This is a genomic window from Amycolatopsis sp. VS8301801F10, from assembly GCF_046195355.1.
In the GTDB taxonomy this organism is placed as follows: domain Bacteria; phylum Actinomycetota; class Actinomycetes; order Mycobacteriales; family Pseudonocardiaceae; genus Amycolatopsis.
Window position 1 is genome coordinate 368,675 of record NZ_CP176065.1, and the last position, 13,002, is coordinate 381,676.

The 13,002-nt window shown below is 70.2% G+C and carries 16 protein-coding genes; 4 read left to right on the forward strand and 12 right to left on the reverse strand.

Features of this window, described 5'->3' with window-relative positions; translation table 11 throughout:
* Positions 1-123: 123 nt before the first annotated feature.
* The 3 genes from F9C11_RS01700 to sigE all read right to left on the reverse strand — a co-directional run bounded on the left by F9C11_RS01700 (position 124) and on the right by sigE (position 3,293).
* Positions 124-1,653 carry a S1C family serine protease gene (locus F9C11_RS01700; protein ID WP_409183200.1) on the reverse strand — a complete coding sequence of 510 codons (1,530 nt, stop codon included), beginning with the start codon at positions 1,651-1,653 and terminating at the stop codon, positions 124-126.
* Between the two features lie 354 nt (positions 1,654-2,007).
* Positions 2,008-2,682, reverse strand: a complete 675-nt coding sequence (locus tag F9C11_RS01705; protein WP_409183201.1) for an anti-sigma factor family protein — start codon at positions 2,680-2,682, stop codon at positions 2,008-2,010.
* Positions 2,679-3,293, reverse strand: a complete 615-nt coding sequence (gene sigE / locus F9C11_RS01710; RefSeq protein WP_037353366.1) for an RNA polymerase sigma factor SigE — start codon at positions 3,291-3,293, stop codon at positions 2,679-2,681. Before sigE ends, F9C11_RS01705 begins: the two co-directional genes overlap by 4 nt.
* A gap of 224 nt (positions 3,294-3,517) precedes the next feature.
* Here sigE and F9C11_RS01715 point away from each other — a divergent pair, with 224 nt between their 5' ends.
* Complete coding sequence (locus F9C11_RS01715; protein ID WP_409183202.1) at positions 3,518-4,174, forward strand: O-methyltransferase; 657 nt, start codon at positions 3,518-3,520, stop codon at positions 4,172-4,174.
* A gap of 32 nt (positions 4,175-4,206) precedes the next feature.
* Here the strand turns inward: F9C11_RS01715 and F9C11_RS01720 are convergent, their stop codons facing one another.
* Entirely contained in the window at positions 4,207-5,397 is a 1,191-nt protein-coding gene (locus F9C11_RS01720; protein ID WP_409183203.1) for an MFS transporter, read from the reverse strand.
* A 51-nt stretch (positions 5,398-5,448) separates the two neighbouring features.
* Between F9C11_RS01720 and F9C11_RS01725 the strand changes: the two genes are divergently transcribed.
* Both F9C11_RS01725 and map read left to right on the forward strand, forming a co-directional pair.
* Entirely contained in the window at positions 5,449-6,357 is a 909-nt protein-coding gene (locus F9C11_RS01725) for a LysR family transcriptional regulator (RefSeq protein WP_409183204.1), read from the forward strand.
* 82 nt (positions 6,358-6,439) lie between these two features.
* Positions 6,440-7,228 (forward strand): type I methionyl aminopeptidase, encoded by a 789-nt coding sequence (gene map, locus F9C11_RS01730; RefSeq protein WP_409183205.1) that lies wholly within the window; start codon positions 6,440-6,442, stop codon positions 7,226-7,228.
* Positions 7,229-7,421: 193 nt separating this feature from the next.
* Here the strand turns inward: map and F9C11_RS01735 are convergent, their stop codons facing one another.
* The 3 genes from F9C11_RS01735 to F9C11_RS01745 all read right to left on the reverse strand — a co-directional run bounded on the left by F9C11_RS01735 (position 7,422) and on the right by F9C11_RS01745 (position 9,269).
* Positions 7,422-7,544, reverse strand: coding sequence for a hypothetical protein (locus F9C11_RS01735; RefSeq protein ID WP_409183206.1), 123 nt, complete (start codon positions 7,542-7,544; stop codon positions 7,422-7,424).
* A 29-nt stretch (positions 7,545-7,573) separates the two neighbouring features.
* Entirely contained in the window at positions 7,574-9,013 is a 1,440-nt protein-coding gene (locus tag F9C11_RS01740) for a leucyl aminopeptidase family protein (protein ID WP_409183207.1), read from the reverse strand.
* An 88-nt stretch (positions 9,014-9,101) separates the two neighbouring features.
* The gene (locus F9C11_RS01745; RefSeq protein ID WP_005155393.1) at positions 9,102-9,269 is read right to left on the reverse strand and encodes a DUF3117 domain-containing protein; all 168 of its coding nucleotides are present in this window, start codon (positions 9,267-9,269) and stop codon (positions 9,102-9,104) included.
* A gap of 202 nt (positions 9,270-9,471) precedes the next feature.
* On the opposite strand from F9C11_RS01745, the gene F9C11_RS01750 reads away from it, so the two are divergent.
* Positions 9,472-10,266, forward strand: coding sequence for an enoyl-CoA hydratase-related protein (locus tag F9C11_RS01750; RefSeq protein WP_409183208.1), 795 nt, complete (start codon positions 9,472-9,474; stop codon positions 10,264-10,266).
* Between the two features lie 286 nt (positions 10,267-10,552).
* Here the strand turns inward: F9C11_RS01750 and F9C11_RS01755 are convergent, their stop codons facing one another.
* From F9C11_RS01755 to F9C11_RS01775, 5 genes are read right to left on the reverse strand one after another with little or no spacing between them, the layout of a single operon-like run.
* Positions 10,553-11,116, reverse strand: coding sequence for a DNA-3-methyladenine glycosylase I (locus F9C11_RS01755; protein WP_409183209.1), 564 nt, complete (start codon positions 11,114-11,116; stop codon positions 10,553-10,555).
* Positions 11,113-11,568: an SRPBCC family protein gene (locus tag F9C11_RS01760; protein WP_409183210.1), complete on the reverse strand. Its 456-nt coding sequence runs from the start codon at positions 11,566-11,568 to the stop codon at positions 11,113-11,115. Before F9C11_RS01760 ends, F9C11_RS01755 begins: the two co-directional genes overlap by 4 nt.
* Complete coding sequence (locus F9C11_RS01765) at positions 11,561-11,890, reverse strand: DivIVA domain-containing protein (protein ID WP_409183211.1); 330 nt, start codon at positions 11,888-11,890, stop codon at positions 11,561-11,563. The genes F9C11_RS01760 and F9C11_RS01765 overlap by 8 nt, the downstream gene beginning before the upstream one ends.
* The gene (locus tag F9C11_RS01770; protein ID WP_409183212.1) at positions 11,887-12,585 is read right to left on the reverse strand and encodes a permease prefix domain 1-containing protein; all 699 of its coding nucleotides are present in this window, start codon (positions 12,583-12,585) and stop codon (positions 11,887-11,889) included. The genes F9C11_RS01765 and F9C11_RS01770 overlap by 4 nt, the downstream gene beginning before the upstream one ends.
* On the reverse strand, positions 12,582-12,899 hold the full coding sequence (locus F9C11_RS01775; protein ID WP_043831991.1) for a helix-turn-helix transcriptional regulator: 318 nt from the start codon (positions 12,897-12,899) through the stop codon (positions 12,582-12,584). The genes F9C11_RS01770 and F9C11_RS01775 overlap by 4 nt, the downstream gene beginning before the upstream one ends.
* Between the last annotated feature and the right edge of the window lie 103 nt (positions 12,900-13,002).

Below are 13,002 nucleotides of genomic sequence, written 5' to 3' on the forward strand. Positions count from 1 at the left end.
CGTCGCACGACAGCTGCTGTGCCGATCGTTGCTGATCCGACCACCGTCCCGGCCGGATGGCTTCGCCGGTTGCGTGCCGCGCGGGGGTCGGCCTGCCTGTGACCGGGTCAGCAAGAACGAGTGTCAGTCCGCCCCGAGCGTGACGTCCACCACCAGCAGCGCGCCGTCGCGGGCCAGCTGCACCGGGACGACCTGGCCGGGGTCGTGGCTGCGCACCGCGACGGTCAGCTCGGCGGAGTCGCGCACGACGTGGTCGCCGACCTTGGTGATCACGTCGCCTTCCTTGATCCCCGCGGACGCCGCCGGTCCGCCCGGCGCGACGTTGCGCACCTGCGCGCCCATCGTGGACGAGCCGGCGACCGTCGAGGCCGCGTTGATCCCGATGTCGGCGTGTTTGACCTTGCCGTCCTTGATCAGCGCCTTGGCGATCTTGATGGCGTAGTCGCTGGGGATGGCGAACCCGATGCCGATGCTGCCGCCGTCGGAGCTGGAGGAGCGGATCGCGGAGTTGATGCCGACCAGCGCGCCGGTCGAATCGACGAGCGCCCCGCCCGAGTTGCCGTGGTTGATCGCCGCGTCGGTCTGGATCGCCGAATAGGTGACCGGAGCGGCCCCGTTGTCGCCGCCCGCGGTGACCGGCCGGTCGAGCGCGCTGACGATGCCCGCGGTGATCGAGTTCTGCAGCGCCAGCGGCGAGCCGACCGCGATCACCGCGTCCCCGACCTGCAGGTTGGACGACTTCCCGACCTGCATCACGACCGGGTTGGTCACGTTGACCTTCACCACGGCGAGGTCGGTCTTCTGATCCGCGCCGACGATCTTGGCCTCGGTGCGCGTCCCGTCGTTGAAGACCGCGGTGATCTTCGTGGCCGCGTCGCCGACCGCGCTCGCGACCACGTGCTCGTTGGTGAGCACGTACCCCTGCGGGTCGATCACGACGCCAGAACCCTGCTCGCCGCTGTCCGCGCCCGGCTTGACCACCTCGAGCGAAACCACCGCCGGCGCCACCCGCCGCGCGATGTCCGCGAGCGATCCCGGCGGCCGTTCTTTGGCCGCCTCGGCCTCGGAAATCGTGGCGCTGCCGGTCAACGCGGATCCCGTGTCCGCGACCCACCAGCCGACCAGCCCGCCCACCGCGCCGATCAGCAACGCGACGACGCCGAGCATGGCCAGCGCCTTCGGCTGCACGCGCCGCCCGAACAACACCTCCGGCAGGCTCAACCGCGCCCCGCTGGGCAGCTTCGGCCCCTCAGACTTGTCTTCCTCGGGAACGACCGCGGGCCCCGCCAGCACCGCCCCGGACGCCGGATCCCGCCAAGGATCGCTGGGGTCAGTCCACAACGGATCCTCGGAAGCAGCGCTGTCCCCGGAAGCCTCGAGCGGCCGCTGCAACCGCACGCCCTCCGCCCCCGGAGGACGGCTGAACGCCTCCGCGAGAGACTCCGGCGTGGGCGGCGCGAGATTGAGCTTCTGCCCGTTCCCGTTGGGCACCGGGGTGTAAAGCTTGTCGAACGCCCCCTCGACCCCGTGCGGACGCCCGAAGACGGCAGCCTGCTGCTGGTCAACCGCGGGCCGCTCAAGCGGCCGAGGCCCCAGCCGGTCCGTTCCGACGGCACCGGACTGATCAGAATTAGCGTTCGGCTGGTCGGTCATCATTCCCCGGGATGCGGTTCAGTTCGGCTGGGACGACGATACCCAAGCCTAGGGAGAGTGTGCCCAGACCGCAGTGAAATGCCTGTTGCCTGCCCCGCCCGACCCATACCGCTTGGGGCGTCAGCCCCCAAGAACCCAAACGCCCTCACTAACCGCACCAATGCACCCGACAAGCAAGGCACCCACCCCTCCCCCACCCCCGATACACAGCCAAAAACACGGCGCTGGGGTGCTTGTCAAGGCATCTTTCCCGCCTTGACAAGCACCCCAGCGCCGTAGTCACACTAAAAAATCGGGGGGCCAACGCACCCGCTAAATCCGGCAATGTCGCCGCCAGGCGACGAGCCGAAAGACTCACCGACCAGCAAACGCAGCCCCAGCCCGAACCACATCCGACTCCCCAGCACCCGGCGCCTGCGACTCCTCAGCCGAAGCCCCGCCCTGAGGCACAGCCATCCGCGCCGGCAGCAAATTCGCATTGGGCACCCGAGCAGGCCCGGTCCCCGCAGTCCCTTCCCCGCTATCCGCCGCGGTCCCGACGAGCGCGAGCGCGCTCAGCACGAGCCCGGACACCACGACCCCGGCTCCTTGCGCCGCCCGCTTCCGGCTGAAAGCGAACCTCCCGCCGCCGAGCACGGTCGCCGACTGCCCGAGCGGCGCGGTTGTTCCCAACGGCGCCGCACCTCCCAGCACGCCGGCGTCCCGCAGCCCAGCCACCCGGTCCGGCCGCTGGATAGCCACCAGCTGGCCGTCGGCGGTCACCGCGAGATTGTCCGGCGACCCCGGCAGCTCGGTGTGCTCCGGAATCGAGCGGAGACTGGCCAGGAACCCAGCCGACATCGACGGCGCACCGGCCTCCCGCACCGCCGCGACCGCCTGCCGCTGCGCGGTCACCTCGGCCGCGCAGTCCGGGCAGCGCGCGAGGTGCGCGAGGGCACGGTCGTGGGCGGCCGGCGTCAGCTCGCCGTCGACCAGTGCGACTACCGCGTCGGGCATGAGGTGGGATTCGGCGAAACGCCAGCCGGTCATACGGACACCTTCGCAGATTCCTCCCGGGTCGCGCGACGGCGCTCGAGCGACGCGCGCAGCGCCGAGCGGCCGCGGTGGATGCGGCTGCGCACGGTGCCGAGCTTGACGCCCAGCGTCGCCCCGATCTCCTCGTACGACAGTCCTTCCACATCGCACAGCACGACCGCGGCCCGGAACTCCGGGGGCAGCTCGTCGAGCGCCTCCTGCAGGTCGGGGTCGAGGTGGGTGTCGCTGTAGTGCTGCTCCGGGCTCGGGTCGTCGCCGACGATCCGGTCGGTGTCCTCGGGCAGTCCCTCCATGCGCACGCGCGAGCGGCGGCGCGCCATGTCGAGGAACAGGTTCGTGGTGATCCGGTGCAGCCAGCCCTCGAAGGTGCCGGGCTTGTACGACGCGAGCGACCGGAAGACGCGGATGAACGTCTCCTGGGTCAGGTCCTCGGCGTCGTGCGTGTTGCCGGTGAGGCGGTAGGCGAGCCGGTACACGCGGTCGGCGTGTTCGCGCACGACCTCGTCCCACGAGGGCGGCGTCCAGGCCGCCTCGGCTGCGTCCACGGTCACCGGAGCGGCTTCCGGCAGTTCGGCGTTCTGCATCAGGGGAGCAGGCACCTCCATCTGGGTCAACTCCTCTTCACCTCTGCCAACGCGGGCCGGGCACACGGTGTTCCCGTGCGGTTGAGACTCAGTTTGTCGGCCTTCCTTATGGAACTCATGAGACCGATCTGAGAGCAGCCTGAGAAGTTGGCCTTTACCCGGTTTTCGGGGGCTTAACCGGGGCCGGAAGGCGCATACCAGGGAGCCTTCGCTGATTTATCGACAACCAGCGCTAACCTTCGCGCGTGAGTTCGGGGACAGAGGCGGCGGCCGAGACCGGGGCGGTCGGCGCCGAGCAGGTCGACGGGTACCTGCCCGACGACGACGTGCTGGCCGCGGCGCGGATGCGCGCGGCGGACCTCGGTTGCGCCCCGTTGGCCCCCGGAGCAGGCACGACGCTGCGGTTTCTCGCCGCGACGGTCGCCGCGCGGGCGGTCGTGGAGGTCGGCACCGGCTCCGGCGTGAGCGGGCTGTACCTGCTGCGCGGGATGGCTCCCGACGGCGTTCTGACCTCGATCGACGTCGAGCCGGAGTACCAGCGGGCGGCGCGCAAGACCTTCCTCGAAGCGGGCTATCCGCCGGGCCGGATGCGGCTGATCGTCGGCCGCGCGCTGGACGTGCTGCCGCGGCTCACGCCGGGCGGGTACGACCTGGTGTTCGTCGACGCCGCGCGGATCGAGTACCCCGGCTACTACGAACAGGGCGTCGCACTGCTGCGCCGCGGCGGGGTGATCGTGTTCCACCAGGTCCTGGCGGGCGGGCGGCTGACCGACCCGTCCCGGCGCGATCCGGAGACGATGGCGTTGCGCGAGGTCGCGCGGGCCGTCCGCGAGGACGCCCGGCTGATCCCGGCGCTGCTGCCGGTCGGCGGAGGCCTGCTGGTGGCCACGGCGTGCTCGTGAGCGGCAATCACGGTTAGAACCGCGATGAGCACTCACGACCCCACCAGCACCCGCTCCCTCCACCGCGCCTTGGTGCCCACCAGCACCGCCGCCACGGCCAGCACCAGCCACCCCGCGACGGCCACGATCAGCCAGCTCCACCCGGCCCTCCCGTAGACGACGCTGCCGATCCCGCCGCCGACGCTGCTGCCCAGGTAGTACATCAGCATGTACAGCCCGCCGACCTGGCCGCGCGCGTTCTCCGGGGCGTCGGCCGCGGCCCAGCTGTTCGCGATCGAATGCGCGGCGAAGAACGCCGTGGTCAGCACGAGGAAGCCGACGACGATCAGCGGCAGCGAATCCGGGATCGTCAGCAGCGCGCCGACCGCCGTCAGCACCAGCACGACGACCAACGCCTGCCGACGGCCGATCCGCGCGGACAGCCGGTTGGCCGTGGCCGACGAAACCGAGCCCAGCGCGTACGACACGAACACCAGCGACGCGATCGCCGGCGACAGGTTCAGCGGCTCGCCGGTCAGCCGGAACCCGGCCGCGTTGTAGAGCGCGACGAACGAACCCATGGCCAGCAGCGCGACGGCGTACTGCGCGAGCAACACCGGCCGGCGCACCGCGGAAAGCAGACCGACGCCGATGTCGCGAAGGCCCTGCCGCTCCCCTGTCTTGACCGGCGAAGGCGGCAGCAGCACCACGGTCACGACCGCGCAGACCAGCGATAGCCCGGCCACCACGTACAGCGCGCCGCGCCAGCCGAACGGACCGGCGGTGAACCCGGTGGCCAGCCGACCCGTCATGCCGCCGATGGTGTTGCCCGCGATCATCGCCCCGACCGCGGCCGCGACGCCGGTCTTGCCGAGCCGTTCCACGAGGTAAGCCGTTGCCACGCCGGGAAAACCGGCGATCGCGACACCCTGCACCGCGCGCAGCACCAGCATCAGGGAGTAGTTCGGCATCAGTGGCAGCAGAAGGCCGAGCACTGAGGAGAGCACCACGGACGCGATGATCACTGGCCGCCGCCCGATCGCTTCGGACAGCGCGGCGATGGGCAGCACCGAAATCGCCAGCGCGCCGGTCGCCACGCTGACCGTGAGCGCCGCGCCGCCGGGATCGAGCCGGTACTGGCCGGCGAGCTGCGGCAGGACCGCTTGCGGGGCGTAGAGCAGGGCGAACGACGTGAATCCCGCGGCGGCGACCGCGACCTTCACCCGGCGAGCAGAGGAGAGCATGAGCCCGAAAGTAAGCCTTGCTAATCAATACGTCTAATACGTCGATCTGCGATGATTCATACCGTGCCGAATGAGAGCCTCACCGCGCAGCTCGTCCCGCACCTGTGTCTGCTGGCCACGCTGCGAAACACCGGAAACGTCACTCGCACGGCCGAGATCCTCGGAGTGCCGCAGCCCACAGTCAGCAGGCGGCTGGCCGCGCTGGGACAGGCCCTCGGCGCGCCGCTGACCGTGCCCGACGGCCGCGGCGTCCGGCTCACCCGCGCCGCCGAACTGCTGGCCGACGCGGCGGAACGCGCACTGCCGGTGGTCGACGCCGGAGCCCGCCTCGCCCGCGAGGAGATCGAACCGGCGAGCGGCCACGTCGTGCTCGGGTTTCTGCACCTGCTCGGCCGGTCTCTCGTGCCGGGATTGCTGCGCGCGTATCGCGAGCAGGCCCCGGCCGTCCGGTTCTCCCTCGTGCAGGGTTCGCTGCAGGACATAGTCGACCGGCTCGCGTCCGGGGAACTGGATCTCGCCCTGCTCGCCCCGGTCGTCGAGGACGAACGCCTGGAGACGGTCGTGCTCGACCGGCAGCCGATCCACCTGTCGGTTCCCGCCGGGCACCGGCTGGCCGGACGGAGCAGCGTGCGCGTGGCGGAGCTGGCCGACGAGCCGTTCGTGCTCCTCGAACACGGCTACGGCCTGCGCCGGATCACCGACGACCTCTGCGCCGCCGCCGGTTTCACGCCGAAGGTGGCCTTCGAGGGCCAGGAATCCGACACCGTCCGCGGGCTCGTCGGGGCCGGGCTGGGCGTCGCGCTCCTGCCGCGCTTCGAGCCGGGTTCGCCGGCCGGGGTCGCGGAGGTACCGCTGCACCCGCCGGTGCACCGGACGATCGGGCTCGGCTGGCGTGCCGGGGAACCGCTTTCGCCCGCCGTGCAAGCGTTCCGCGACCACGTGCTCGGCCGGACGGGCTAGCGGCCAGGGTGGTATTTGTATCCCGGTGCCGTGCTACCGTTTCCGGTATAGAAATACCGGAACCTGAGACGCGAGGGTAGTCGTGATCGAGCTGAAGACGCCTGCGGAAATCGACCGCATGCACGTGACCGGGCGGTTCGTCGCCGAGGTGCTGACCGAGGTCGGCAAGCTCGCCGACGTCGGCGTCAACCTGATGGACCTCGAACACCACGTGCGCGGCATGATCAAGCGGCGCGGGGCCGTCTCGTGCTACTGGGATTACGCGCCGTCATTCGGCGAGGGCCCGTTCCGCAACGTCATCTGCCTGTCGGTCAACGACGCCGTCCTGCACGGCCTGCCGCACGACTACACCCTGCGCGACGGCGACGTGCTCACCGCGGACATCGCGGTCACCATCGACGGCTGGGCGGCCGACTCGGCGCGCACAGTCATCGTCGGCACGCCCGCCGAGGAGGACCAGCGGATCATCCGGGCCACCGAGGAAGCACTCGAAGCCGCGATCGAGGCCTCGCGCGCGGGCAACCGGCTCGGCGACATCTCAGCCGCGATCGAAGCGGTCGCGACCAGCTACGGCTACCCGGTCAACACCGAGTTCGGCGGCCACGGCATCGGCCGCACGATGCACGGCGACCCGCACGTGTCCAACCGCGGCAAGGCAGGCCGCGGCATGAAACTCCGCCCCGGCCTGACGCTGGCGCTGGAACCCTGGCTGGCCGCCACGACGGACAAGATCGTCTACGACCCGGACGGCTGGACCATCCGCTCCGCCGACGGCTCGCGCACCGCGCATTCGGAGCACACGGTGGCGATCACCGAGGGGGACCCGATCGTGCTGACGCGTCGCGAGGACGAGCTGGCGGGGAAGAAGTAGCACGGGCGGACTGCCGCGGCGGAAGCTCCAGCCTGGGCCGGGGAGGGCGAACTCCCGGAGCGAGGGCAGCTCCGGGATCAGCCCGCGCAGGAAACCGCGCGCCGTGAACCCGGATGCGCCGCGCCCGCAGGAATGGTGCCCCCGTCCGGAGCGAGGGCAGCCCCGCGGAAACCGCGCACGGGGCACCACGTCGTCAGACGTCTTGCCCGCGATGCCCAGGTGCGTCCGGAGACCGGGCCGTGAACTCCCGCAAGAACAGCTCCGGGATCAGCCCGCGCAGGAAACCGCGCAACGTCGTCATACGTCCCTCGCGCACGCGCGGGACCTGCCCGGCAACCCGCAGGATCAACCCTCGTACGAAGCCGCGAACTCCACCAACGTCCGCGCCGCGAAACCTGAAGCACCGGGCACCACGTCGTCGTACGTTTTGTCCGCGCGTGCCGGGCCCGCGATGTCCAGGTGTGCCCACGGCAGCCCCGCCGTGAACTCGCGCAGGAACAGGGCCGCCATGATGCCGCCTGGGCCGTTGGGGGCCTGCCGGACGTCGCCGAGTTCGCCTTCGATGCCGGTCGCGTAGTCCTCGACCAGCGGCATCCGCCACCACGACTCCCCGGCGCGGGCCCCGGCCTTGAGCAGGCGTTCGGCGAGGTCGTCGTCGGTCGCGAAGAAGCCGCCGGTGCGCAGGCCGAGCGAGACCTTCATCGCGCCGGTCAGGGTGGCGGCGTCGACGATCAGGTCCGGTTTGTGCTGGGCGATTCCGTAGGCGAGCGCGTCGGCCATCACCATCCGGCCCTCGGCGTCGGTGTTGCCGATCTCGGTGGTCTGGCCGCCGTAGTGCCGCACGATGTCGCCCGGCCGGTACGAGCCGCCGGAGACGTGGTTTTCCGCCGCGGGCACCAGCGCGGTGACGCGCACCGGCAGGTTCAACTCCCCGATCGCGCGCATCGCGGCGATCACGGCCGCGCCGCCCGCCATGTCGGTGCGCATCAGGTGCATGCCGTCGGCCGGTTTCAGCGAAAGGCCGCCGGTGTCGAAGGTGATCCCCTTGCCCACGAACAGCAGGTGCTTCGTCGCGCCGCGCGGACTGTGCGTCATTTCGATCAGCCGCGGCGGCGAAGCCGAACCGCCGCCGACTGCCAGAATTCCGCCGAACCCGTTGTCCGCGAGCCACTTCTCGTCTCGCACCGTCACGTCGACCGTGCGGCCCAGCACCTTCGCCGTGGTGTTCGCGAGCCACGCCGGGTTCTTGATGTTCGACGGCGTGTTCGCGAGGTCGCGCGTAAAGGCAGCAGCCGCCGCGAGAACGCGTACGCGAGCGACAGCGTCCGCGTACGCGGGCACAGCGCGCTCGTGCGCGACAACCAGGCGTACGGCGGGCACCGGCGGCTTCGGCTCTGTCGTGGTGACCACGAACCGATACCCGCCCAGCGACAGTCCCACCGCTAACTCCGCGGCGTGCTCCGCTGTCGCGTCCTCGGGCAGTACGACCTGGACTGTCCGGATCGGACTGTTCTCCGCCGCTTCGCGGAACGCGCGCGCCAACGCGGCACCGGTCGATCGAAAGTCCTTCGGCGCGCCTTCGCCGATACCGGCCACCCAGCGTGGACCATCGCCGTCTTCGGGCACTTCGCGTACTTCGGCGGTGCGTCCGCTCGCCCCGTACGACGCGCCTTCCTCCGCCTCGGCCGGCGCGACCAGCACTGCTCGCGGCACTCCGCGGCGCGTCGCGGCGACGACCTCGATTTCGGGCAGCTTCGTGGGAACGGGTGGTAGCGAGTTACGCACAGCGAGCAACCTTAGGGCGCAGACGAACCGACCCCGGCCTCCAAGAGGAGACCGGGGTGCACAGTGGACAGAGCGGGGAGAGCGCAGGTCAGCCAGTGACCTCCTGCAGTGCGGCTCCGAGGTCCTTCGCTTCCTCCGCGGAGAGCTCGACGACCAGCCGGCCGCCACCCTCCAGTGGCACCCGCATGACGAGGCCCCGCCCCTCCTTGGTCACTTCGAGGGGACCATCTCCGGTCCGGGGCTTCATGGCCGCCATAGCGTGCTCCCTCCGTCTCAACCGGCGCGCCCGGGTCGCGCACTCCCATGCCAGCCGGGTCTCGTCCCCCATTGTCCCTCATCAGCGCCCGGGCGCGAACGCGGACCGATCATTTGCCGCCGCATCGGTGCTGGTATGCCGCCCGCCGAGGGTGCGAGACTCAGTACCGAGAACCCGAGCCGCAGCTTCAGAGGAGCATTTCGTGACCACATCCGACGTCCTGTTGACCGCCGACGCCGACGGCGTGCGCACCCTGACCCTGAACCGGCCGGAGGCGTACAACTCGCTGACCGTCGAGCTCAAGGAGCGCCTGCTCGCCGAGCTGCGCGCGGCCGCCGAGGACCCGGACGTCCGCGCGGTGGTGCTCACCGGCACCGGCAAGGCGTTCTGCGCCGGACAGGACCTCAAGGAGCACGTCGGCCTGCTGCAGGCGAACGACCCGGCCCCGCTGCACACGGTGAGCGAGCACTACAACCCGATCGTCAAGGCGATCACCGGGATGCCGAAGCCGGTCGTCGCGGCGGTGAACGGCACCGCGGCCGGGGCCGGGGCGGCGTTCGCGTATGCCAGTGACCTGCGGATCGCGGCTGAGTCGTCGTCGTTCTTGATGGCCTTCGCGAACGTGGGGCTGGGGCCGGACTCGGGGGCGTCTTGGACGTTGCAGCGGCTGATTGGGTACGGGCGGGCTGCTGAGCTGATGTTGATGGCTCGGACGGTGGACTCGGCCGAGGCGTTGCGGATCGGGCTTGTCGGGGAGGTCGTGCCGGACGAGGAGCTGGCGGCTCGGGCGCAGAAGGTGGCGGCGAAGCTCGCGGCCGGGCCGACGGTGGCTTACGCGAAGATCAAGGGGGTGTTGGCGGTGGCCGCGGAGTCTTCGCTGGAGGAGGCGTTGGCTGCGGAGGATGCTGCGCAGACTGAGCTGGGTGGGACGAAGGATCATGCGGAGGCGGTGGAGGCGTTTGTGGGGAAGAGGAAGCCTCAGTTTCGGGGGGAGTGAAGGTTTTGAGGATCAGCGGCTTCGCCGCTGAAAAGATGAGCGGCTTCGCCGCGGAAAAGAAGGTTGCGGTGGGGCACCCCGAAGCTTGATTGTGCTGACGGTTTGGGGGTGCTTGTCAAGGCGGGAAAGATGCCTTGACAAGCACCCCCAAACCGCAGGGAGGCTTCGTATCGGGGTGCGGGGGAGGGGCTGGGTGCCACGCTCGTTGGGTGCAGCGGCTGCGGTTTTAGGGGCCTGGGGGGGAACCTCGGGGGCTCCGCGGGCGTGAGGGTGGCCTCGCGGGCCTTTAGGTTGCGCGGAAGCAGCCTTTTACGTGGTCGTCTACCATGCCGGTCGCCTGCATCAGGGCGTAGCAGGTGGTTGGGCCCAGGAAGGCGAAGCCGCGCTTCTTCAGGTCTTTTGCCATTGCCTTGGACTCGTCGGTGATTGCCGGTACGTCTGCCATGGTGCGGGGGCGGCGGTGTTTTGCCGGGGCGAAGGACCACAGCAGTTTGTCCAGCGGGATGTCCAGGTCTGCTACTGCGCGGGCGTTTTTCACCGCTGCCTCGATCTTCGCGCGGTTGCGGACGATTCCGGCGTCGTGCATCAGGCGTTCGATGTCCTTCTCGCCGAAGCGGGCGACCTTCTCCGGCACGAAGCCTCGGAAGGCTTTTCGGAAGTTCTCGCGTTTGCGCAGGATGGTGATCCAGGACAGGCCGGACTGAAACGATTCCAGGCACAGGCGTTCGTACAGCTCCGCCTCGCCGTGGAGCGGGACTCCCCACTCCTCGTCGTGGTACACCGCGTAGTCCGGGGCCGAGTTGCCCCAGCTGCAGCGGGCGACGCCGTCTTCGCCCAGCAGATCCGTCATTGTTCCCCCATTGAATAGTTTTCCGCGAACCTCGCGAACTGCCGCAGCGAATGGCGTACTCCCAGGGCGAACGCCGGGCGCGCCAGGGGCCAGCCGGCGCGGCCGAGGAGGCCGAACGGGAGTTTGAGGTGTTCGGCCCACACGAAGGTGCACTGTCCGGCACCCTTGGCCAGCACCTGGAACACTCCGGTTCCCTGTACGAGGCTGCCCAGGTGGCGCACCGTGCAGCGCAGCGGCGGTTCCCAGGTCGTGATTTCCATCGTGTCGGTGAAGCCGATGCCGCCGAAGCCGGTGAAGGCCGCCAGCTTCGAGCCCACGCTGCGGCCGTTGCCCTCGATGACGCGTACTGACGTGCCGAGCATCCACTCGCCTTGGCGGGCCCAGTCGGTGAGTGCGAGCCAGGTCGTGCCAGCCGGTGCCGCGACGTCTACCGACAGCACCAGGTCACTCACCCGCCGGCCTCCGGTGCGCCCCTTCGCGCGGCTGCAGCGCGGCCTCGAGCCGGGCGACCCGTTCGCGCAGTTCGTCCAGTTCCACCCCGGTCCTGCGCAGCACCCAGTCTACTTCGGACATTTTGTAGCCGCGGAACACGAGCTGGAAGCGCACCTGGCGGACGTCCTCGCCGGTGATGTCCTCGGCGGGCAGGCGGGTGGGCGAGCTGCCCGGCGGCAGCGGCGCCAGTTCCTCGCCCCGGCCGAACACCACAGCGGCCAGGAGGAACACCACGGCGGCCACCAGCAGCATGACTACGAGGTAGATCAGCGCGGTCGTCACGCGACGATCGTGGCACACCGCCGCCAGGAACGTCGCGCTAGCACGACAAGTCGGAACGACAGGACCACCCAGGCGACCATCAGCAGGCCGCACGGACCGCTGAGGAACAGCCGCGCGGCGTCGACCACCCCGGTCGCTCCGACCAGCAGCAGCACGGAGAACAGGTTGAGGCCCACCGCGATCGCGCCGAGCGCCCGGCAGAACCTGGCCGTGCGGACCCCGTCGAAGCGGCGGCTGAGGAACCGCGTGCCCAGCAGCGCGAGGAGGCCGAGCGCGGGCACGGCGTAGATCGCGGCGTGGGTGAACTGCGTGACGTACAGGTACCAGCCGGGGTTCGGCGTGGTCAGCCGCGACCAGGCGCCGTAGGTGAAAACGCGCGCCAGCTCCCACGACGTCTGCATCGCGGGCACTCCGAGCACGAGCAGCCACAGCGTCCGCACGCCGTTGTGCATGCTCAGTTCCGCTTGGTAGTCACCGGCGATCTCGCGGACCTGACCGAAATCCGCTATCGCCCGGCGTTGCGCCTCGAGTTCGCTCCAACCGCCTTCGCGGTACGCCTGGGCCGCGTCCCGCAGACCGTCGCGTGCTTCGGCGAGCAGGTCCGCCTTCGGGCCGCGGCGGCCGATCAGCGCGCGGTCCAGTTCGGCCAGGTAGGTCTCGACGGGACCGAGCGCGGTCTGGCTTGTCGTGGTCATGGTTCCAGCACTCCGCCGATCACCGTGGTGAACTCCCGCCACTGCGCCCGTTCCGCGGCCAGCGCCTGCTGCCCGGCGCGAGTGAGCCGGTAGGTGCGCCGTTTGCGGCCGGACACCACATCCCACTCGCTGGCCAGCCAGCCCGCGCGCTCGAGCCGGCGCAACGCCGGGTACACCGTGCCGGTGGGCAGGTCGAGCGCTCCGTCGCTGCGCAGCGCGAGCGCCTCGATGATCGCGTAGCCGTGCAGCTTGCGGCCGTCGAGGACCGCCAGCAGCAACGCGTCGAGGTGTCCGCGCAACGTGTCCGCTTTCATAGGTCGCCAGTCTACTCATCTTGACCTTGGCAGGCTAATCCCCGAAGCCCGCACGATCGTCCGGGAAAAACCCTGAGATCACCCCGATCTCATGGGTTTCCCC

Bases quoted from the DNA above. Each gene is read 5' to 3' on its own strand.
- F9C11_RS01700 (WP_409183200.1), bottom strand. From the start codon at position 1,653: ATGACCGACCAGCCGAACGCTAATTCTGATCAGTCCGGTGCCGTCGGA.
- sigE (WP_037353366.1), bottom strand. From the start codon at position 3,293: ATGGAGGTGCCTGCTCCCCTGATGCAGAACGCCGAACTGCCGGAAGCC.
- F9C11_RS01705 (WP_409183201.1), bottom strand. From the start codon at position 2,682: ATGACCGGCTGGCGTTTCGCCGAATCCCACCTCATGCCCGACGCGGTA.
- F9C11_RS01775 (WP_043831991.1), bottom strand. From the start codon at position 12,899: ATGAAAGCGGACACGTTGCGCGGACACCTCGACGCGTTGCTGCTGGCG.
- F9C11_RS01770 (WP_409183212.1), bottom strand. From the start codon at position 12,585: ATGACCACGACAAGCCAGACCGCGCTCGGTCCCGTCGAGACCTACCTG.
- F9C11_RS01725 (WP_409183204.1), top strand. From the start codon at position 5,449: ATGATTCATACCGTGCCGAATGAGAGCCTCACCGCGCAGCTCGTCCCG.
- F9C11_RS01745 (WP_005155393.1), bottom strand. From the start codon at position 9,269: ATGGCGGCCATGAAGCCCCGGACCGGAGATGGTCCCCTCGAAGTGACC.
- F9C11_RS01755 (WP_409183209.1), bottom strand. From the start codon at position 11,116: ATGACGGATCTGCTGGGCGAAGACGGCGTCGCCCGCTGCAGCTGGGGC.
- F9C11_RS01720 (WP_409183203.1), bottom strand. From the start codon at position 5,397: ATGCTCTCCTCTGCTCGCCGGGTGAAGGTCGCGGTCGCCGCCGCGGGA.